Raw genomic sequence first — 20,018 nt, 5'->3', positions numbered from 1 at the left:
CACGGGGTGCGCGGATGCTGAGCGAGTAGCCCGCTCAGTGGGCGTCGGCAGCGCTTAGCGTGCCGAGTTGGATCGCAGGAGCACGTTGCCCTGCGGGGTTTCGAGGCGGAGCCAGGCTCCGGCAGTGAGGATGCGGGCGTCTTCGCCCGAGCGCAGGAAGCCGAGGCTCAGGGCTGCAAACGCCCCCCCCGCTCGTGAGCCCGCTCTGCTCGTCGATCACACGCGTCCACACGTCCGTGCGGACTCTCTCGACGAGCGCTGTCCCGAGGTTGCCTGGCACAGCCTCGGCGACTTCGGCGATGCCCTGGTCGGCCGCTGCAATGAGCCTGGCGGCCGGCAGAGTTCCGGCGAGGGCCCAACCGCCCGTAGGTGCGGCGATGCCTGCCCAGGATTCTCGGAGCCGCTCAGGCGGAACAACGAGATCGAACCCGACGGTCGCATCCGCTGGCCCGTCGACGTCGACGTCGACGCTGCGTTGCCGGGCGAGGCGGTCGAGCAGCGCGCGCAGAGGGACTGTCACGTCGAACGCGCCAGCGTGGACGTCGTCGTCGACCGCGCCCACGAGCTCGGCGCGGAGTGCGCGCACGCCGAGCACAAGCGGTGAGGTGTCGAGGATCCCCTGCGGCCGGAGGACTGGCACCCAGAACGCAGCGACTGCGCCCCTCGCGACGATCCGCACGGCGCCGTCTTCGACGCGACCGGCTCGACCCAGGAACGATTCGAGGTCGCGAGCAGCGCGGAGGTCGGAGATGCGGAGGGTGGGAGACATTGCCTTCTAACCTACCCAGTTCTCCCCGGGTTGCGGGTCTCTAGACTGCAGGGATGGCAGATCTGCTCCCCGAGTCGCCCTCGCACTCGTCCGCGCCGCACCAGCCGGCCCCGCTCTCGTTCGACGCACTCGAGGCGCTGTCGCCCATCGAGGCGTTCCTGCACACGCTCGACCTCACCGACACGGGCGCCCGAACGCGCGACGACATCTTCACCGGGCCGAGCCAGTGGATGCCGCACGGCCGCGTGTTCGGCGGACAAGTGGCAGCCCAGTCGCTGGTCGCCGCCGCCAGAACCGTCGCAAGCGACCGTCCGGTGCACTCCATGCACGGCTACTTCCTTCGCCCGGGCGACGTGAAACTGCCTATCACCTTCGCCGTCGACCGAATCCACGACGGCAACTCGTTCACGACCCGCGCCGTCAGCGCGTTCCAGAGCGGTCAGCCAATCTGGTCGATGATCGCGTCGTTCCAGGACGTGAATGACGGCTTCGAGCACGAGGTGACGATGCCGGAGGGCATCCCCGACCCTGAGGACCTGCCGAGCGAGGCAGACCTGCTCGAGACCGTGAAGGCGACGCTCGGATCCGAAGCGCCGGAGTCACTGGCCGCGTACTGGCTGCTGAAGCGCCCGTTCACGATGCGCCACGTCAACGGCCCCGTCTACTTGGAACCCGCCAGCGATCCGACGCCAGCTCAGGCGGTCTGGATCAAGGCGGTCGAGCGCATGCCTGACGACCTGATGCTGCACCGCGCGGCCATCGCGTACGCGAGCGACTACTCGATCCTCGAGCCCATCATGCGCGGGCACGGCCTGACCTGGTCGACTCCGGGGCTTCGCGCGGCGAGCCTCGATCACGGCGTCTGGTGGCACCGGGATGCGCGCGCGGACGAGTGGCTGCTGTACGTGCAGGATTCTCCCGTCGCGCGCGGTGGCCGTGGCCTCTCGCGCGGCCAGCTGTTCTCGCGCGACGGCGCGCTTGTCGCGACCGTCGCCCAGGAGGGCATGGTGCGCCGCAAGCGGAGCTGACGCACGTCGCTCGGAGCGCTGCAGGTGTTCTAGTCGTTGCTGCGGCCGCCGCGGAACTTGAGCGGCTCGCCGATGAATGGGGTCCAGGCTTCGCGTTCGCGGTCGTTGATGCGGCGCGGGCGCTGCGTGGCGGCGTCAATGAAGACCAGGGTTGACGACGCGATAACGTACCTCACGCGTTCGGTGCCGCCTGGTTGCCCTTCCTCCGGGCTCCAGATCTCGTAGTCGACCTCGGCGCTGGCTGCCCCCATCTTGGAGATCCACAGCTGCACGTCGAGGGGCTTCGTCGAGTACGGGATCGGGGCGAGGTACTCGATCTCGTTGCGGGCGATGAGGGTCAGCGTGTCGCCGCCTTCTGCGGCGGCGTCGATGATCGCGAGCGGCCGCTCTTCGTCGTTGGATGCGCCGATGTTCCAGAAGGCGCGGACTCTGGCTTCCTCGAGCAGCGTGAGCACGCGTGAGTTGTTGACGTGGTTGTAGGCGTCGAGGTCGCTCCAGCGGAGGAGCGTGGGGACGTGGAAGCGCATCGGAGTGACGTGTCCTTCGTGTCGGCGGGTGACCTGCCGGAGTCGGCGGAGTGTGGCTGGGTGGGACGAGGAAACCCCGGGGCCGCGCTGAGCGGCCCCGGGGTTCCGGGTGGGACTAGTCCCGCGTGAGCTTGCGGTAGGTCATCCGCGACGGCTTGGCCGCGTCTGGGCCGAGGCGCTCGATCTTGTTCTCCTCGTAGCCCTCGAAGTTGCCCTCGAACCAGTGCCAGCGGCTCGGGTCTTCCTCGGTGCCCTCGTACGCGAGGATGTGCGTGGCGATGCGGTCGAGGAACCACCGGTCGTGCGTGATGACCACGGCGCATCCGGGGTACTCGAGCAGCGCATTCTCGAGGCTCGACAGCGTTTCGACGTCGAGGTCGTTCGTTGGCTCATCGAGCAGCAGCAGGTTGCCGCCCTGCTTGAGCGTGAGCGCCAGGTTGAGGCGGTTGCGCTCACCACCGGAGAGCACCCCGGCCTTCTTCTGCTGGTCTGGCCCCTTGAACCCGAAGGTGGACACGTAGGCGCGGGAGGGGATCTCGACGTTGCCGACCTGCATGTAGTCGAAGCCGTCGGAGACGACTTCCCACACATTCTTCTCCGGGTCGATGCCGCCACGCGACTGGTCGACGTAGGAGAGCTTGACCGTCTCGCCGATCTTGAGCTCGCCGCCATCGAGTTCCTCGAAGCCGACGATCGACTTGAACAGCGTCGTCTTTCCAACACCGTTCGGTCCGATGATGCCCACGATGCCGTTGCGGGGCAGCGAGAAGCTCAGGTCGTCGATGAGCACGCGCTCGCCGAAGCCCTTCTTCAACTTGTTGGCCTCGAGAACGATGCTGCCGAGGCGCGGGCCAGCTGGAATCTGGATCTCTTCGAAGTCGAGCTTCCTGGTGCGCTCCGCCTCGGAAGCCATCTCCTCGTACCTGGCGAGACGCGCCTTCGACTTCGCCTGGCGGCCCTTCGCGTTCGTGCGAACCCAGGCGAGCTCCTCTTCGAGGCGCTTCGCGAGCTTCTGGTCCTTCTTGCCCTGGACCTGGAGTCGCTCCTGCTTCTTCTCGAGGTAGCTCGAGTAGTTGCCCTCGTAGCCGTGGAGACGGCCACGGTCGATCTCGGCGATCCACTGGGCGACGTGGTCGAGGAAGTACCGGTCGTGCGTAATGGCGATGACTGCGCCAGGGTACTTCTGGAGGTGCTGCTCGAGCCAGAGCACGCTCTCGGCGTCGAGGTGGTTCGTGGGCTCGTCGAGGAGCAGCAGGTCGGGCTTCTCGAGGAGGAGCTTGCAGAGCGCGACGCGGCGCTTCTCGCCACCAGAGAGGACGCTGACATCTGCGTCTGCCGGTGGGAGGCGGAGGGCGTCCATCGCCTGCTCAAGCTGCGAGTCGAGGTCCCAGGCGTCGACGTGGTCGATGTACTCCTGGAGCGTGCCCATCTCTTCCATGAGCGCGTCGAAGTCTGCATCGGGCTCCGCCATGAGCGCGGAGATCTCGTTGAAGCGGTCGAGCTTCGCCTTCGTCTCCGCGACGCCGAGCTCGACGTTCTCGCGAACCGTCTTCGTCTCGTCGAGCTCCGGCTCCTGCATGAGGATGCCGACAGTGAACCCTGGTGTGAGGGTCGCGTCGCCGTTCGAGGGAGTGTCGAGGCCAGCCATGATCTTGAGGATCGTCGACTTACCAGCCCCGTTGGGGCCGACCATGCCGATCTTGGCGCCTGGGAGGAACGACATCGTCACGTCGTCCAGAATGAGCTTGTCTCCGACCGCCTTGCGGGCGCGGATCATCTGATAAATGTACTCGGCCATGGGTTCCAGTCTAGGAGTTGGTTGGCACTCGGCGCGCGGAGCTTCGCTACCAGGTGATGGGCTGTGTGAGGCCGATGAGGCATTTGCCCGTGCTGACGGGAGCGACGACGTCCGAGGTGTAGCCGCGCGGGCCGCGCTGGCCCACAAGGCACTCCTCGCCGATCTTCACCGAGACGATGATGTAGTCGGCTTCGAGATCCACATTCGTGCGGTCGAAGGTGACCTCCATGGCCGCCTTGTCAAAGCCGGTCGTGCTGAGCGCGTTCACGAGCTCCACCGAGCTGGCGGAGCCGTTCGTCGCGATCGTCTGCAGGTTTGTCTGGTCGAAGATGGGCTTGTTCTCGCCCGCAGAGCCGCCAGGAACGAAGATTGCCGGCGCCGCCTGGGTGGGCTCAGCTGCTGCGGTCGTCTCGGCAGGGGGCTGCCCCTCCTGCGATGAGCATCCCGCGAGCGCCAGCACCGCCACCAGTGCCGCTGGGGCGATGAGACGGGAGCAGCGCATTCGGGACCTTTCTCGGACGGGGCGGTCACCAGTGTAGGTGGCGCCGGCCCCTAGAAGGGCGTCGGGTACTCCCCCTCGTCGGCGACAGATGGCTGGTGCCACTCCGCCTCGTTCGGCGGCGCCGCTGCTCCGTCCTCCTCAGGAGGTGCCTCCCCCAACGTCCCCTCGGAGCCTTGCGTTCTGCCGAAGCCCTTGGATCCATCGAAGCCCTGCCGCGTCTCACCGCTCGCCTGCTCCCGAGGGGCTCGCTCGAGTTTCGCGAAGATCGAGGTTCCAGCCGTCAGGTCGTGGCCGAGTGCATCCGCCACCACCTCGTGTTTGGTGCGCGGCCCGTTCTGCGAGTCGAACTTCCGCATCCGGAGCTTTCCGACGACGATGACTCGCTGCCCCTTCCGGAACGACGAGGCGGCATGCCTCGCGAGGTCGCCCCACGCCGAGACGTCGTACCAGTTGGGGTCGACGTCCTCCCAGGTGTTTGTCGCCCGGTTCAGACGCCGCGAGTTGGTCGCGATGCGAAAGTTCACGACCTGCTGCCCGCTTGTTGTCGTCTTGGCCTCCGGCTCGCTGCCGAGGTTTCCGATGAGCGTGATGTGGTCTTGCATGTCTCCCCCTGGATTCGGATGCTGTGCGTTCTGGATGCGGTGCGATCCGGCGCGGCGCTCGTGCCGGAAGCTCCGCGCCGGATCGCGGCACCAGTGTGTGTCCGTCGAGGGGCGACGGGGCAGACGAGAAAGGCGCCTGTGGACGGTGTTCCGTCCACAGGCGCCTTGTCGGCAGAGTGCCGAGCGCTGGGAGACCCGCTGCGAAATGCGGGCCGTGCAGGTCAGAGCATGGCAGCGCTGGTCAGAGCATGTATGGGGTGAACTTCGCGCGCACCTTATTGACCTTCGGCACTGCGACGAAGTTGCAGTAGCCCTGACCGGGGTTCTTGGCGAAGAAGTCTTGGTGGTAGTCCTCTGCGTCGAAGTACTGACCGAGAGGTGCGATCTCGGTGACGATGCCGCCACCCCAGAGCTCGTCTGCTCGGTCGCGAGCAGCTTCGAAGAGCTCACGCTGAGCATCGTCGGTGTAATACATCGCGGACCGGTACTGCGTGCCGACGTCGTTGCCCTGTCGGTTGAGCTGGCGAGGGTCGTGCAGCGTGAAGAAGATGTCGAGGATCACATCGGCGGGCACCACGCTCTCGTCGAAGACGACGCGCACTGCCTCAGCATGGCCGGTCGAGCCGGTGCACACCAGTTCGTAGTCGGGCTTGGGATGCTCGCCACCCGTGTAGCCAGAGATCACGTCGCTGACGCCCTTGACGTTCCTGTACACAGCGTCGAGACACCAGAAACAGCCACCTGCAAGCACGAATTCGGTCATGCGCCAAGGCTACGCGGGTGGGCGACGTCGTGGCTCAGCCCTGCGCGAACTCCGCCTGCCCGAAGAACGTCGGTGGTCGCACCTAGCCTGACGACATGACCTCGACACAGCTCGCTCAGTCCACACCGGCTCCCACGCTGACGCCCCGCACGGGCCCGTTCACGCGCCGCTTCGCGGGGCTCACCGCCACGCAGGTGCACGCCGCGCGGTGGCGGGTGACTGGCCCAAACGGCGCAGTGCGCGGGTACGTCGAGGAACACCGACACGGCACGGGCGTGGCCTACGCCGCCACGCGCATGAGCCGAACGTCCACCGCGTTTCTCACACTCGACGAGTTCGCAGACTTCGCCGAAGCCGTCACGGCCTTTCGATACCTCTAGCCACGCCACCACGTGTCGGTGGGCAGCACGGGAAGCTGCCGCTTGTGTTCGGTCTTCCGGTAGAGCGCCTCGATACGAGCTGACGTCTCCGCGCCGACGTCGCCGCCGGTCAGGTACGTGTCGATCTGCGTGTAGCTGAGACCGAGGTTCGCCTCGTCGGTCTGTCCAGGTGTCTCGTCGAGCAGGTCGGCCGTCGGCGCCTTGACGTAGAGGCGCTCCGGTGCGCCGAGCTCCTCAAGTAGCTGACGCCCCTGGGCTTTTGTCAGGCCAGCAAGTGGGTTGAGGTCGGTGCCGCCGTCGCCGTACTTCGTGAAGAAGCCCGTGACGGCCTCGGCCGCGTGGTCTGTGCCGAGCACGAGGAACCCGCGCTCGCCCGCGATCGCGTACTGCGCGATCATGCGCTGCCGAGCCTTCGAGTTGCCCTTGTTGAAGTCCGTGATGGCGCGCCCCGTGGCGCTGAGGAAGGCCTGCTGCAGGCCGTCCGTCGCCGGCTTGATGTCGAAGGTGATCCGCTCGTCCGGCTGGATGAACTCCAGGGCAAGCTGCGCATCGTCTTCGTCCGCCTGCACGCCGTGCGGGAGACGCACTGCAACGAACGTCGCCTCGCCGCCCTCGGCTCGAACCTGCTCAACCGCGAGCTGTGCGAGCTTGCCGAGCAGCGAAGAGTCCTGGCCGCCACTGATACCGAGCACGAGCCCCTTGGCGCCGGTCGCCGCGAGGTACTCCCGCATGAAGGAGATCCGCGCGCGAACCTCCCCTGCGGGGTCGATGACCGGCTTGACGCCGAGGGCCGTGATGATTTCCTGTTGTGCGCTCATGGTGCGACCGATCCTAGCGAGCACCTGTTTCCGCTGGGAGTCATTTTCGCGGGTACTGCCTCCGAGCATCCTGCGCCTGCAGGCCGTAAGAGCCTCACCGCCACCGCGCTCGCGGCGAGAGTCGCTCAGCTGCGCACGAGGCGCGCGATGGCGTCAGACGCTTCCTTGAGCTTCAGTTCTCCCTCAGCGCCGCCAAGCTTGACAGCGTCCGCGACGCAGTGCTTGAGGTGGTCGTCCATGAGCCCGAGCGCCACGTTCTCGAGGGCAGACGTGACCGCCGAGATTTGCGTGAGGATGTCGATGCAGTACTGCTCCTCGTCGACCATCCGATGGATGCCCCTCGCCTGGCCCTCGATGCGCTTCAGTCGCGTGAGGTACTTGCTCTTGTCTTCGATGTAGCCGTGGTGGGCGTGGCCGCCCGTCTCGGTGGTGTCGCTCATGACGTTGCCTTCCTTGGGTTGCTGTCGAGAGATGTCGTGGTGCTCTTCACGCCACGGAAAGCGCGCAGTCGGAGGCTGTTCCCGACGACGAACACGCTGGAGAACGCCATGGCGGCGCCCGCCAGCATGGGGTTGAGCATCCCGAGCGCCGCCAGGGGGATCGCCGCGATGTTGTAGGCGAAGGCCCAGAAGAGGTTGCCCTTGATCGTGCCGAGCGTGCGTCGGGACAGGCGGATCGCATCCAATGCAGCCAACAAGTCGTCACGGACAAGCGTGACGTCGGCCGCCTCGATCGCGATGTCCGAGCCGGTTCCCATGGCAAGACCAAGGTCGGCCTGCGCGAGCGCCGCCGCATCGTTGACCCCGTCACCCACCATTGCGACGACGTGGCCCTCGTCCTGCAGACGACGGATCACGTCGACTTTCTCCTGCGGCAGCACCTCCGCGATCACCTCAGAGATGCCGACGGCCTCGGCGACCTGCTCAGCGACGGTCGTGTTGTCGCCGGTGAGCAGCACGGGGCGGAGCCCGAGGCTCCGTAGCTCGGCGATCGCCTGCGCGCTGGTCGGCTTGATGGTGTCGGCGACCGCGAGCACGCCGCGAGCCGCGCCATCCCAGGCCACGATAACCGTGGTCTGTCCGAGGGACTCTGCGTGTCGCTTGCGCTCCGCGAGTCCTCCGTCGAGCGGGATGGCCCAATCGGCGAGCAGCTTCTCGCGCCCGACGACAACCAGGTGGCCCTCGACGATGCCCTGCACGCCAGTGCCCTCGTGGTTCTGGAAATTCTCTACTTCTGGAAGCGCACCGACCTCGGCTGCGGCGCCTGCGGCGAGTGCCCGGGCGATGGGATGCTCCGATGCCGCCTCAAGGGCGCCGGCGAGGCGCAGGAGCTCGCCCCGTTCGACGCCGTCGGCCGCCCAGGCTCCCACGAGCTCCATTTTGCCGCTCGTGACGGTGCCGGTCTTGTCGACGACGATGGTGTCGACGCTTCGAGTCGACTCGAGCACCTCCGGCCCCTTGATGAGGATCCCGAGCTGCGCGCCCCGGCCCGTGCCCACGAGCAGCGCGGTCGGGGTCGCGAGGCCAAGCGCGCACGGGCACGCGATGATGAGCACGGCGACGGCCGCCGTGAAGGCTACCGCGACGGGGAAACCTGCACCGAGCCAGGCTCCGAGGGTCGCGACCGAGATAGCGATGACGATCGGCACAAAGACGCCCGAGATTCGGTCGGCGAGGCGTTGCACCTCCGCCTTGCCGGTCTGGGCGTCCTCGACGAGCTTCGCCATCTGCGCGAGCTGCGTATCTCCCCCGACCTTGGCCGCACGCACGACGAGCCGCCCGCCTGCGTTGAGCGTCGCACCGACAACTCGGTCTCCTTCGATGACCTCAACCGGCACTGACTCGCCAGTGAGCATGGACGCATCGACAGCCGAGCGACCTCCGACGACGACGCCGTCCGTCGCGATCTTCTCGCCAGGGCGCACCACGAATTCGTCGCCAACGGCGAGTTCGCCGATGGGGATGCGCTGTTCTGCTCCCCCGCGCAGAACGGCGACGTCTTTCGCTCCGAGTTCAAGCAACGCGCGCAGGGCTGCGCTCGCCTGCCGCTTGGATCGCTTCTCGAAGTAGCGGCCCGCCAGCACGAACATCGTCACGCCGGCAGCCACCTCCAGGTAGATGTTGGCAGCTCCGTCGGACGGCGCGATCGTGAATTCGAACGGGTGCTTCATCCCCGCCTCACCGGCCGTTCCGAAGAAAAGGGCGTAGAGCGACCACACAAACGCGGCGATCGTGCCGACGGAGATGAGCGTGTCCATCGTGGCGGTGCCGTGCCGAAGGTTCAGCCACGCGGCCCGGTGGAACGGCCAGGCACCCCAGACGATGACCGGGGATGCCAGGGCGAGGGACGCCCACTGCCAGTGCGTGAACTGAAACGCCGGCACCATGGCCAGGACGATGACGGGGACGGCGAGCGCGATGCTGCCGATGAGACGCTGCCGCAGGCTCGTGAGCTCGGGGTCCGTATCCCCGACGGTCGTCCCCTCAGCGTTGTGTTGCTCTGGCACAGGGAGCACAGCGGTGTAGCCGGTCTTCTCGACCTCGTCGATAAGTGACTGGGGGTCGAGGCCCTCTGGCGCGTGAACACGCGCTTTCTCCGTCGCATAGTTGACACTCGCGGTCACGCCCTCGAGCTTGTTGAGCTTCTTCTCGATGCGCATCGCGCAGGACGCGCAGGTCATGCCACCGATCTCCAGCTCGATATCGGTTGTTGCGCTCACTTCTCACCCTCCCCGTGCTGTGGCGCCTCCGAGTGCTCATCAGCACTGTCCGGCAACTCCGTTGGACTCGGAGTCTGCGCGGTCTGCTGCAGCTGCGGGCGCCAGTCGCCAGCCCGGTCCGCCTCAGCGACGACCTGCGCCGTGAAGAAGGCCGCGCCGAAGACCGCTGCGAGCAGCGCGGCGTAAAGGCTGAGCTTGACTGGCGCGTTCACGTCAGGCTCGGATCGCTGCGTAGCCGGCCTCGTCGACGGCCGCGATGACGGCCGCGTCGTCGAGCGGTGCAGCGCTCTCGACCACGAGCTCGCCGGTCTCGGCGGAGACAGCGACGCGTTCCACACCTGCCAGGTCACTGACTTCCTGGGTGACGGCGCGCTCGCAGTGGGCGCAGGTCATTCCGGTGACTTGGTACGTGGTGCTGGTCATGGAGGTCTCCTTATCCGGGGCAGTGCCCCCTGGGGGTATGTACGCCAGATGCAACCGTATACCCCCAGAAGGTATTCCCGCTCAGGGGAGGTAAACCATCACGACCAGAACTCGTCCTCGGCTGCCTGGTCCTCGCTGAAGAGCCAGACCTCGGCGATGTGCCCGTCGACGATCCGGAATACGTCGATGCCCGACTGCGCCAGCGGCGTCCGTCCCTCGCGCTGCGCCGAGAACTCGACGGTGGCCACAACGAGGTCGCCGTTCGCGGCTGCCGTTTTGGTCGCAAGGCGGAAGCTTCCGCTGCTGAGCTCGAAGAAACGGCCGAGGTGGGCGAGCACACCCTCCGGCCCGACAGCTCGACCCGACAGCGGGTTGTTGCCCGGCTGATGCCAGATCACGTCGGGGGCGAGAATGGCGGCGACGGCGGGCAGGTCCCCAGCAGCCAGGCTCGTGTCGTACTTGGTGAAGGTCTCGAATGCGTTCATGATGGTGTTCCTCTCTCGGTGTACCTCCAGTTCTACGCACCGGGCGCAGGTCACTTAACCGTGACCAACCGCATCCCGAACCAAGCCAGCATCCCGTCGACAAGAGGTCACCCGTGAGCCCGAAGTGGAACGTCTTCTCCGCGACCTGCCCGTCGCGCACGTCGCTCGCCCAGATCGCGAACAAGTGGACGGCGATGATCGTCATCACCCTCTCGCAGGGGCCAAAGCGATTCAGCGAACTCCACCGCACGATCGAGGGCATCTCGAAGAAGGTGCTGGTCGACACCCTGCGGTCACTCGAGCGCGACGGGATGCTCGAGCGAGCTGAGAGGGACGGCCATCGCGTCTACGCGCTGACGCCGTTGGGGACGAGCCCCGAAGCCCCGCTGCTCGCCCTTCAAGTCTGGGCAGAAGCCCACATCGAGGAAGTGCTCGTCTCGCGTGATGCGTTCGACGAGCGAACCGACGACGTGCTCGCCGCCGCCGACTCGAGCGGGGATCAGTCTTCGCGCAGGATGCGGTAGCCGCGCACCGGGTCGTAGCCGTGGATCTCGCGGGTGTCGAGCACGGCCATGAAGTCGAGCACCTCGTCGGTGACGAGCTGACCCGGGACGAGCACCGGGAATCCGGGCGGGTACGGGGTCACAAAACCAGCTGAGACGGGCTCGCTGCCACCTTTCACGCGCTCCGCGAGCTGCGCGTGGCTCAGGTGCTCGATATTGGCCCGGCGCTGGCCGCGGAAGAACGCTGTGCGGAGGTCGCCGTCCGGAAGGCCGTCGGCCGAGGCGTAGTCGGGCGCGAACGCGCTGAAGTCGGGCAGCGGCGGCATCGGTGCGGGGGCCGGGCGCTCGCCGTCGATCTCGCGTGCCTGCTGCTCCTCCTCGAAGCGCTCGGCGAGCTTCACGAGCACCTCGATGAGATAGCCGACGGAGCTGCGCGAGGTGCCGATGTTGGTCATGAAGAGCACCGTGTTGCGGCTCGTCTTATTGACCTGGATACCGTAGCGATCCATGAGGTGCTCGTGCTTGAACGTGTCGCCGTCGACGCCCGTTCGCGAGATCTCGACGGTGATGCGGCTCGGGTCGACGACGAACTCGTCCTCTTCCCACGCCTGCCACATCGTGGAGAAGCCGTCGCGGTGGGGCATGGGACGCGCGCTGGCCCGGTTCTCGGCGGGGATGAGGTCGTGGCCGGAGAGGACCCGGAAGGTGCGGCGCAGCAGCGGGTGGCGCGCGATCGCCTGCGCGATGCTCGTCGCCAGGTCGAGCTGTCGCTGCACGAGCTCGAAGCCCTCGAGCTCGACCTGGCGCCTGCCGAGGTCGAGCGAGGCGAGGATCTGGTAGTTCGGCGACGTCGACGTGTGCGTCATGTACGCCTCGTGGAACGGCTCCTCGGCCTCGCGGTACCAGTCCTTGTCGTAGACGTGGATCATCGAGCCCTGGCGCAGCGCAGTGAGGGTCTTGTGCGTGGACTGCGTCGCGTAGACCCGGATGCGCGCATCCGGTGCGGGCAGGAGCCGCTCGGCGAGCCAGACGTCGTCGGCTGCGGGCTCGCCCGTCTCTGGGTTGAAGAGGCGGGCGCGCTGCTCCTGGTACGCGGCCGCGTGGGTGCTCGACGAAAGGCGGTCCTCGAGGTGCTTGGCCGCCGCCATCGCCGTGCGGCGGCGAGTGATGGGGTGGAACGCGGCGAACGCGAACCAGGCCTCGTCCCACAGGAAGACCAGGTCGGGCTTGATCGCGAGGCACTCGGCCATGACCCGCTCTGGGTCGTAGACGATGCCGTCGAAGGTGCAGTTCGTGAGCGTCACGAGGCGCACCTCGTCGAGGCGACCGGCCGCGCGGTAGTCGAGCAGCAGCTGCTTGATGCGGTCGAGCGGCACGGCCCCGTAGAACGCGAACTCGTTGAGCGGGTACGCCTCCAGATACGCGGTACGGGCGCCCGTCAGCATGAGCGCGTGGTGGTGCGACTTGTGGCAGTTGCGGTCGACGAGCACGATGTCGCCAGGCGAGACGAGCGCCTGGTGCACGATCTTGTTCGCCGTCGAGGTGCCATTCGTGACGAAGAACGTGTGCTTCGCCCCGAACGCGCGAGCCGCGAGCTCCTGCGACTTCTTGATGGCCCCCACTGGCGCGAGCAGCGAGTCGAGCCCACCGGAGGTGGCGCTCGTCTCCGCCAGCAGCAGGTTCAGGCCGTAGAAGTCGACGAGGTCGGTGATCCACTTCGAGGTGACGACCGAGCCGCCGCGCGAGATGGGAAGCGCGTGGAACACGCCAGCGGGTCGGCGCGCGTGCTCCTGGATGGCCGTGAAGAACGGGGTGTCGTAGAGGTGCGAGACGCGGCGCAGCAGCGAGAGGTGCAGCTCGAGCTGGTCCTCACGCAAGAACACGCGACGGAAACGACGCGTGAGCACGCCGGCGAGGTCCTCGATGTGAGCGCCGGCCACGAGGTACAGGTCAAGTTCCGGGCGCAGCGTGTTGAGCGTGTCCGCAAGACCGAGCACCCGCTGCACCGATGCGAGGCTCGAGCGCGAGGTCGCGAGCGCGGCGGACGAGTCGACGTGCGCGAGGTCGATGGTCTCGCGCATGTCGCGGCTCAAGCGCTGCTGGCTGCGGTCGCTGAAGCCAGGCCGAATGATCACGGCCAGGATGTTCGGGTTCGTGAGCACGGCCGCGACGGCGTCGTCAGCAGACGGCACGATCACGTAGTCGTAGACAAACGCATCCGCGGCGCTGCGGAGCTTGAGAATATCGGCGCGCAGAGCGTCGCGATCGGCCGTGGTCGTCTCGTCGACGAGCAGCACCTCGAAGCGGGGACGCGGATCAGCGTCATCCTGCAGCTCGGCTCGCTCCGCCTCATCGAGCCGGTCGTCACGATGGTCTGCCGGGATGCTCGTGCCGCGAAGGCGGCTCACCACCCGACCGATGCGCTCAAGAGCCGTCGAATACTCACCGTTGTCGAGGGCCTCGCGGATCTCGGCGACGTAGCGCTGCCCGAAGCCCGCCCAGTACAGCTCAAGAGTTTCCAGGGCGCGCAGGTTGCGGGCGATCTCGCCGTCACCATCCAGGATGCTCGCCGTCTCGTGTCCGGACTCGAGGCGCTTGATTGCGAAGCGCAGGTACTCCCAGGCGTCGCTGCGCAGCCGCCACGTGCTCGTGGGCATGCCAGGGTCACGCTCGAGGCTCTGGCCTAAGGCGCGCCGATCAGCGTCGATCGCGGTGGGGGCGGATTCGTGGAGACCTGCGGCATCGAAGCTCGTCACGCTGGCCATTCTTCCAGAGTGCGGGCGCCCTCCCAGCCACGCGACGACTTGCGACGGACGCCCTCAGAGCGCGAGGTAGCGGGCGATCAGGTCGCGGAGCCCATCCGCAACTTCTCGCGGATGGAAGTTCGAGTCCTCGACGCTGCGCGAGAGGAGCCCATCGGCGACCACACCCACCCAGACGGCGAGACGCCCCGCGGTGAGATCCGACCGCCACAGCCCCTGCCGCTGACCGGCCGAGATGATCGCTTCGAGCCTCTTCTCTTGAAGCGAGGCGGCGTCGGCGAGCAACTCCACCAGGCGCGGGTCGCTCGGCGCGGCGCCGAGAGCCGTCACGAAACCAGCAAGGAGCGGGTCAGCCGCCTCATCGAGGAGCTCGTCGATCCAGGCCTGAAGCGCGCCTGGGGGGCTTTCCGACGCCAGCGACGCCAGGGTCTCCCCTTGACGGTTCGCGTCGAGCACATCCGCTTCGAGGATGCCGACAAGGAGGTCGATCTTCTTCGGAAAGTAGTGAAAGAAGGTCCCGGACGAAACGCCTGCACGGGCGCAGATCCGCGCCGTGGTCGCGCCCGCGTAGCCCAGCTCAGAGATGAGAGCGTAGCCGGCCGCGACGATGGACGCGCGCCCGTCACCTGTCCGTGCTGCCACAGCACCCCTTCCGCTCGACCCAGGAATCGCCTCTAGAGCATTCACTCTAGAGTGCTTACTCTAGAACATGACCGATTCAACGCCTGGGCCTGTCGATGCCCCCGAGAAGCGAACCAGCATCGGCACACCAACGTTCACAGCTCTGCCGCGTGACGGTTGGATCTTCCTCCTCGGCCTCCTGACTTTCTGGTTCGTGTTCAACGGACCTCCCGTACGGGAGATCGGTGGCTTCGATCTGACATTGGGATTGGAGGGGCCAGCCTCGAGCAACCCGTGGAAATGGGCCGGAGGCCTCCTGCTCATCGCGCTCGTCGTCTGGGGCGAACGACGCGGTCTCGCGTCGCTCCTGATCACCAAGCCCTCTGGCAAGGACATCGAGTGGGCCTTCTACGCCTTCGGCGGGGTTATGGCGTGGTCGTGGATCGCGAGTCTCATCTCACCCCAGGAGGACAACGCGGGGGTCGCGATCATCTCGAACATGAGCGTCGCCGGCGTCGTGCTCCTCATCATCACCGCCGCCGTCACCGAGGAGCTCGTCTACCGCGGGTACCTGCAGGAGCGCCTCGGGTCGCTCCTGCGGTCGAGGTGTATCGGCGCGGCCGTCAGCCTGGCGATCTTCATCGCGCCCCACATCGTGTTCTTCGGGCCGACCTGGCTCTTCCACCAGCTCGTCGGCTCGCTCGCGCTCGTGGCCTTCACTCTCATCCGCCGCAACCTCGTCGCGACGATGCTCCTGCACCTGCTCGTCAACGCGCCGATTCTCATCCCCACCGTGCTGGCCAAGCTGTAGGCGGACCGCGTACGACCTGCTCCCTGACCAAGATCAGCTCTCTGAGCGCTGCCGGGCCAGCCACGTGTGGTTCACGATCGCCTTGCTGACTGCATCTCGATAGGCGGCGCCTTCCGGCCCGCGCTTGAGGTCTCGGGGGAAGAAGGGGGAAGCCTCCCGGTGCGGGGAGCCGTTGTGGATACGCTCGGCCAGGCTGGCGAGGAAGGTGCGGCCGGTTGAGCGGTACCGTTCGGTCTCCGCGTCGTCGAGCGCAATCAGTGCGGAGTCGTCGACCATGTCAGACACCACGTACCTTGCGTCGAGGTAGAGCTGATCTCCCTGCTCGACGAGGAACCAGCGCCCTGGCTCGTGGTCGACGTAGTGCATGGCGTCCCGCTCCTGGGCGATCCGCTCGGCGCTCCCCCAGTCTTCGACCGGTGGGATCGCACCGAGTCGATGCCGCCTTGCTTCGTTGAGCGCGAGGTACACGACGGTCGATTTTGGGCCCTTCTCGAGGGCGATGCAGAGGATGCGGCGGCACGTCTGGCACGTCAGCTGGCTTTCGACTCGCTCCATGAGGCCCGACCCGTGCATGGCCAGGAGGTCCTCGAGGCCGACCCAGCTGGGGTCCTCTTTGAGGTTGCCGGCCGCGACTGCCTGCGTCAGCGACGCCACGGTCTTTTCGACGTCGAGTTCCTCGGCTTCGTCGCGCATGACGAGCTCACTGCAGCTCGGGCAGTCGTCGTCCTCGGGGCGGCAGGTGAGCCCCGGCTGCTCGACAGTGAAGGCGAGGGCGACCAGGTTGCCTGGGTCGTTCCAGCCGCGATGGTCTTTGAATTCGGCCCGCGCGTATCCGCCGTCGAGTTCGAAGTAGGGAGTCCCGAATCCGGCGAAGCGTCGACGCCCGGCGATGGCCTTCTTGAGGTCGTCGAGAGTTGCGGCGTTACTGGCGCCGTCGAGCCACTCCGAGAGGTCGATGGCCGACGTCACAGTCGTCGCAGTCGTCGTCGGCACGGTGTGCAGCAGCACGGCCACCAGCATGTCGTCGTGCAGGATGAGCTCGCCACCCGCCGCGAATCGCAGGCGACGGGAGTGCGTGGCCGGCTCGCCAAAGCTCCGCTCCGCGACGGCAACCGGCTCGCGACCGAACGCGTCGACCAGCCGCCGGACGGGCGGATCGCCCTCAGCGAGGGCAAGCGCGTCGAGGATCATCGGGAGTCGGGAGGCCATAGTCCACATCGTTGCAGGCTCGGCTCGACGCCGGGTCAGCGCGGAAGCCTCGACAGTGCGGTTTAGGACCTCGCGTGGAACGGGCCTCCGGGGGCGAACGCGAAGTCAGCGAATCGGGTGCCGATCAGCTGGTGGGCTTCCGGCCCCGGGTGCAGGTCGTCCGGGAGCGGCAGGAGCTGCGCATCCGCTTCTCCATAGAGTTCGGTGCCGTCGAGGAAGTGCAGGTTCGGGTCGTGTGCACGCCGCTCGGCCAGGGCCGCGAGTTCCCTCCTGATGACGCTGAGCGAGAGGCGCCCCTGCGTCTCGTCGTCGGGGGTACCCGTCGCGATGAACTTGACCTGGCCGGTGGCGAACGACTCCGGGTCGAACGCGCCTGGGCCCGCCGTGTGCTCGTGGATGCCGCAGAAGATCGGCGAGATGAGCACGATCGGAGTGGTGGGGTGCCCGTCCCGAATCGTGTCGAGGAACCCGTTGACCGCCGGCACGAACGCGCGCACGCGCATCGCGTCGGCGTTCACGACGTTGATGCCGAGCTTCACGCTGATCAGGGCCGCCGGCGTATCGCGCATGACACGGGCAAGGAACGGATCGACCATGGCGCTGCCGCCGAGGCCGAGGTTCACGAGCTCGACCCCGCCGCGACGCGCCGCGACTGCGGGCCAGATGTCGCTCGGCGAGGTGGCGTTCGAGCCGTGACTGATCGAGCTGCCGTGGTGCAGCCACAGGGGCGCGGATGCGGTGACCGGCTCGAGGGGCGCGTCCGAACGCAGCTCGATGAGCTCAACCGACTCGTTGTGAGGCAGCCAGAGCTCGACGCGCTTCGTCTCTCCCGACGGCAGGCCATCGACGATGGTCGCGTGCGACGGTCCGGGGTGGAGCGACATCGCGCCCGTCTGCAGATTGACCTCGACGGCGTCTCCGCCGCTCAGCTCGTCGCTCGAAACGCGCCCGCCGTCGACGAAGACGTCGACGCGACCACGCGGCCGTTCGATGCCCGTGTAGACCGACCGGGTCGGCAGCAGCTCCAGCTCGACCCGCGCAGCGGTCGTACCGACCACTACGCGGACGCCGGACGGCTGACTCTCGACGAGCAGCAGCTGCGGATCCGGGAACTGAGCCCGAACGGTTTCGGGAAGCCGGTGCGGGCGCAGTCCCCTGTCGGTCTGCTCAAGCTCAGCGGCTCCGCGGACGAACTCGGACGAGAGCTGGGTGACGATCACGTGGATGCCTCCGGAATGGGAGTCGACGGGGCGGGGAGCCGCGGAGAAGAGTGCCCCAGGCAGGATTCGAACCTGCGACCGACGGATTAGAAGGCCGTTGCTCTATCCACTGAGCTACTGGGGCGCGATCCAAGCCAGCATAGCGGGCCTCGAAACGCTGCACTGGCCGCCACGAAACGCAGGGAATCACTACGATGTCCCTCATGGCTATTGCTCAGGAACGTCTCGTCTGGATCGACTGCGAGATGACAGGCCTCGACCCGTCTATCGACGAACTGGTCGAGGTCGCCGCTTTCGTGACCGACAGCGACCTGAACATCCTCGACGACGGCTTCGAGATCGTCATCTCCGCGAGCGACGCCGCCATGGCCAACATGGGCGATTTCGTGACGCAGATGCACACGACGTCTGGCCTCATTGAGGAAATCCCGAACGGTGCCACGCTCGAGGCGGCCACCGCTCAGCTCCTCGCGTACCTGAAGAAGCACGTGCCCGTGCCCCGCACAGCACCCCTCGCGGGCAACACGATCGGCACCGACCGCATGTTCCTCGCGAAGTACATGCCGGAGGTCGACCAGCACCTGCACTACCGCAACGTCGACGTGTCCACGCTGAAGGAGCTCTCGCGTCGCTGGTTCCCGCGCGTGTACTTCCACTCCCCCGATAAGGACGGCGGGCACCGCGCGAAGGCCGACATCCTTGAGTCCATTCGCGAGCTCAAGTACTACCGCAAGGCGGTGCTCGTGCCGGAGCCGGGACCGACCAGCGAAGAGCTCCGAGAGGTCGCAGCCGAAGTCGTGAACGACTTCGCCCAAAATCTGTAATAGACTCTCGTAGTCGCAGGCGAGCGAGAGCAAGCGTGCGGCAGACATGGTGGGTATAGCTCAGCTGGTAGAGCGCCTGGTTGTGGTCTAGGAGGCCGCGGGTTCAAGCCCCGTTACTCACCCCATGTTGAAGGCCCCGACCCCCTCGCTATTGCAAGGGGGTCGGGGCCTTCGTCGTGCGGCCGAGTCGTCGGCGGCCGCATCCACACGGGAATGCAGGTTCCCAGTGCCGGGAACCTGCATTCCCGTGTGCTTCTAGCGAGGCGCAGCGGCCTCGAGCTTTGGTGTGTCCGGGACGGGCGGGTCCGCAGGCGGGTCCGACGGTGGGGCCGGGATGCTCGACTCCGGTTCGAGCACAAGCGCTGCGGCCGGCATCTTGCTCGCCCACAACACCCCGAAGAGCACGATCGCGCCGCCGACGAGCTCCAGCGGACCTGGCCGCTCCCCCAGTACAAGCCACGCCGTCGAGATACCGACGACCGGCACGAGCATCGAGAAGGGCGCCACGACGCCGGCCGGGTGGCGCTTCATGAGCCACACCCAGATGCCGGATCCGAGAACCGTGCCGAGCACGATCGTGTAGACGAGGCCAACCCAGGCGGGAACCGCGGCGGCGGTCCAGGCGGTCGCGAGAGACGACCAGATCTGGTCGGGCCCCTCGACGAGCAGCGAGACGGCGAGCATCGGGATGGGCGGCACGACGGCCATCCACATCGTCAGGTGCAGCGGCTTCGGCGGCTCCGCCAGACGGCTCGAGATGTTGCCGATCGCCCAACCGAACGCGCCGAAGACAACGAGCAGGAAGGGCCACCAGCTGCCGGCGCCGCCGCGGGCTACGCCAACGAGCAACAGGCCGGCCACTGCAACCGCGATGCCGATCACGCGACGCGTCGTGAGCTTTTCCCGCAGGAAGATCGCGCCGAGCAGCACCGTGAAGGGTGCCGACATCTGCAGCACAAGCGACGCGAGTCCGGTCGGGAAGCCTGCCGCCATGCCGAGGTACAGCCCCACGAACTGTAGGGTGCCGAATCCCAGCCCGTACCCGATGAGCCAGCGCAGCTTCACCTTGGGGCGCGGGATGAACAGGATCGTCGGGATCGCGAGTAGACCGAAGCGCAGCGCGATTAGGAAGAACGGCGGGAACTGTTCGAGCGACGCGTGGATGGCGAGGAAGTTCACGCCCCAGAGGACTGCGACGAGGCAGGCGAGCGCGATATGACGAGGGGGCACGAACTCAGTGTGGAGCGCATCCAC

Annotated in this window: 22 protein-coding genes and 2 tRNA genes; 6 read left to right on the top strand and 18 right to left on the bottom strand. The window is 67.0% G+C overall.

Annotated features, from left to right (window positions below; genetic code table 11):
• Positions 1-34 precede the first annotated feature (34 nt).
• Positions 35-769, bottom strand: a complete 735-nt coding sequence (locus tag FHX72_RS09520) for a DUF8010 domain-containing protein (protein WP_183624605.1) — start codon at positions 767-769, stop codon at positions 35-37.
• 146 nt (positions 770-915) lie between these two features.
• On the opposite strand from FHX72_RS09520, the gene FHX72_RS09515 reads away from it, so the two are divergent.
• Entirely contained in the window at positions 916-1,797 is an 882-nt protein-coding gene (locus tag FHX72_RS09515; RefSeq protein ID WP_377605736.1) for an acyl-CoA thioesterase, read from the top strand.
• 29 nt (positions 1,798-1,826) lie between these two features.
• On the opposite strand, the gene FHX72_RS09510 is transcribed toward FHX72_RS09515, so the two are convergent.
• The 5 genes from FHX72_RS09510 to msrA all read right to left on the bottom strand — a co-directional run bounded on the left by FHX72_RS09510 (position 1,827) and on the right by msrA (position 5,989).
• The gene (locus FHX72_RS09510; RefSeq protein ID WP_068482895.1) at positions 1,827-2,324 is read right to left on the bottom strand and encodes an acyl-CoA thioesterase; all 498 of its coding nucleotides are present in this window, start codon (positions 2,322-2,324) and stop codon (positions 1,827-1,829) included.
• 115 nt (positions 2,325-2,439) lie between these two features.
• Positions 2,440-4,122, bottom strand: a complete 1,683-nt coding sequence (ettA, locus tag FHX72_RS09505) for an energy-dependent translational throttle protein EttA (protein WP_068492973.1) — start codon at positions 4,120-4,122, stop codon at positions 2,440-2,442.
• Positions 4,123-4,168: 46 nt separating this feature from the next.
• Positions 4,169-4,624 (bottom strand): DUF6993 domain-containing protein, encoded by a 456-nt coding sequence (locus FHX72_RS09500; protein ID WP_068482900.1) that lies wholly within the window; start codon positions 4,622-4,624, stop codon positions 4,169-4,171.
• Between the two features lie 50 nt (positions 4,625-4,674).
• On the bottom strand, positions 4,675-5,226 hold the full coding sequence (locus FHX72_RS09495) for a single-stranded DNA-binding protein (protein WP_068482903.1): 552 nt from the start codon (positions 5,224-5,226) through the stop codon (positions 4,675-4,677).
• Positions 5,227-5,467: 241 nt separating this feature from the next.
• Positions 5,468-5,989 (bottom strand): peptide-methionine (S)-S-oxide reductase MsrA, encoded by a 522-nt coding sequence (gene msrA, locus FHX72_RS09490; protein WP_183624603.1) that lies wholly within the window; start codon positions 5,987-5,989, stop codon positions 5,468-5,470.
• A 95-nt stretch (positions 5,990-6,084) separates the two neighbouring features.
• Here msrA and FHX72_RS09485 point away from each other — a divergent pair, with 95 nt between their 5' ends.
• Positions 6,085-6,369: a hypothetical protein gene (locus FHX72_RS09485; RefSeq protein WP_068482909.1), complete on the top strand. Its 285-nt coding sequence runs from the start codon at positions 6,085-6,087 to the stop codon at positions 6,367-6,369.
• On the opposite strand, the gene nadE is transcribed toward FHX72_RS09485, so the two are convergent.
• From nadE to FHX72_RS09455, 6 genes are all read right to left on the bottom strand, one after another.
• Complete coding sequence (gene nadE / locus FHX72_RS09480; RefSeq protein WP_183624600.1) at positions 6,366-7,187, bottom strand: ammonia-dependent NAD(+) synthetase; 822 nt, start codon at positions 7,185-7,187, stop codon at positions 6,366-6,368. The genes FHX72_RS09485 and nadE overlap by 4 nt on opposite strands.
• A gap of 125 nt (positions 7,188-7,312) precedes the next feature.
• A complete protein-coding gene (locus FHX72_RS09475; RefSeq protein ID WP_068482913.1) occupies positions 7,313-7,627 on the bottom strand; it encodes a metal-sensitive transcriptional regulator in 315 nt (104 codons plus the stop codon).
• A complete protein-coding gene (locus FHX72_RS09470) occupies positions 7,624-9,906 on the bottom strand; it encodes a heavy metal translocating P-type ATPase (protein WP_338110099.1) in 2,283 nt (760 codons plus the stop codon). The genes FHX72_RS09475 and FHX72_RS09470 overlap by 4 nt, the downstream gene beginning before the upstream one ends.
• The gene (locus FHX72_RS09465; RefSeq protein WP_183624593.1) at positions 9,903-10,118 is read right to left on the bottom strand and encodes a hypothetical protein; all 216 of its coding nucleotides are present in this window, start codon (positions 10,116-10,118) and stop codon (positions 9,903-9,905) included. The genes FHX72_RS09470 and FHX72_RS09465 overlap by 4 nt, the downstream gene beginning before the upstream one ends.
• 1 nt (position 10,119) lies before the next feature.
• Positions 10,120-10,329, bottom strand: coding sequence for a heavy-metal-associated domain-containing protein (locus FHX72_RS09460; protein WP_068482919.1), 210 nt, complete (start codon positions 10,327-10,329; stop codon positions 10,120-10,122).
• Between the two features lie 98 nt (positions 10,330-10,427).
• Positions 10,428-10,814, bottom strand: coding sequence for a nuclear transport factor 2 family protein (locus FHX72_RS09455; RefSeq protein WP_068482922.1), 387 nt, complete (start codon positions 10,812-10,814; stop codon positions 10,428-10,430).
• 113 nt (positions 10,815-10,927) lie between these two features.
• Between FHX72_RS09455 and FHX72_RS09450 the strand changes: the two genes are divergently transcribed.
• On the top strand, positions 10,928-11,338 hold the full coding sequence (locus FHX72_RS09450) for a winged helix-turn-helix transcriptional regulator (protein WP_183624591.1): 411 nt from the start codon (positions 10,928-10,930) through the stop codon (positions 11,336-11,338).
• On the opposite strand, the gene FHX72_RS09445 is transcribed toward FHX72_RS09450, so the two are convergent.
• Positions 11,314-13,974 (bottom strand): aminotransferase class I/II-fold pyridoxal phosphate-dependent enzyme, encoded by a 2,661-nt coding sequence (locus FHX72_RS09445; protein ID WP_068483088.1) that lies wholly within the window; start codon positions 13,972-13,974, stop codon positions 11,314-11,316. The genes FHX72_RS09450 and FHX72_RS09445 overlap by 25 nt on opposite strands.
• Positions 13,975-14,136: 162 nt before the next feature.
• Entirely contained in the window at positions 14,137-14,721 is a 585-nt protein-coding gene (locus FHX72_RS09440) for a TetR/AcrR family transcriptional regulator (protein ID WP_068482928.1), read from the bottom strand.
• A 67-nt stretch (positions 14,722-14,788) separates the two neighbouring features.
• Here FHX72_RS09440 and FHX72_RS09435 point away from each other — a divergent pair, with 67 nt between their 5' ends.
• On the top strand, positions 14,789-15,511 hold the full coding sequence (locus tag FHX72_RS09435) for a CPBP family intramembrane glutamic endopeptidase (RefSeq protein ID WP_183624587.1): 723 nt from the start codon (positions 14,789-14,791) through the stop codon (positions 15,509-15,511).
• 33 nt (positions 15,512-15,544) lie between these two features.
• Here FHX72_RS09435 and FHX72_RS09430 read toward each other — a convergent pair whose 3' ends face one another.
• From FHX72_RS09430 to FHX72_RS09420, 3 genes are all read right to left on the bottom strand, one after another.
• On the bottom strand, positions 15,545-16,720 hold the full coding sequence (locus FHX72_RS09430) for a hypothetical protein (RefSeq protein WP_183624585.1): 1,176 nt from the start codon (positions 16,718-16,720) through the stop codon (positions 15,545-15,547).
• A 62-nt stretch (positions 16,721-16,782) separates the two neighbouring features.
• Positions 16,783-17,940 (bottom strand): GDSL-type esterase/lipase family protein, encoded by a 1,158-nt coding sequence (locus FHX72_RS09425; protein WP_183624583.1) that lies wholly within the window; start codon positions 17,938-17,940, stop codon positions 16,783-16,785.
• 51 nt (positions 17,941-17,991) lie between these two features.
• A tRNA-Arg gene (locus tag FHX72_RS09420) sits at positions 17,992-18,064 on the bottom strand.
• A 79-nt stretch (positions 18,065-18,143) separates the two neighbouring features.
• On the opposite strand from FHX72_RS09420, the gene orn reads away from it, so the two are divergent.
• Both orn and FHX72_RS09410 read left to right on the top strand, forming a co-directional pair.
• Positions 18,144-18,764, top strand: a complete 621-nt coding sequence (orn, locus tag FHX72_RS09415) for an oligoribonuclease (RefSeq protein ID WP_068493164.1) — start codon at positions 18,144-18,146, stop codon at positions 18,762-18,764.
• Between the two features lie 49 nt (positions 18,765-18,813).
• Positions 18,814-18,889, top strand: a tRNA-His gene (locus FHX72_RS09410).
• A gap of 130 nt (positions 18,890-19,019) precedes the next feature.
• Here FHX72_RS09410 and FHX72_RS09405 read toward each other — a convergent pair.
• Complete coding sequence (locus FHX72_RS09405) at positions 19,020-19,994, bottom strand: EamA family transporter (protein ID WP_068493162.1); 975 nt, start codon at positions 19,992-19,994, stop codon at positions 19,020-19,022.
• Positions 19,995-20,018 lie beyond the last annotated feature (24 nt).

Origin of the sequence: Pseudoclavibacter helvolus (genome assembly GCF_014191305.1) — a bacterium.
GTDB lineage: Bacteria > Actinomycetota > Actinomycetes > Actinomycetales > Microbacteriaceae > Pseudoclavibacter > Pseudoclavibacter helvolus.
This window is presented reverse-complemented; position numbering and strand designations above follow the sequence as displayed.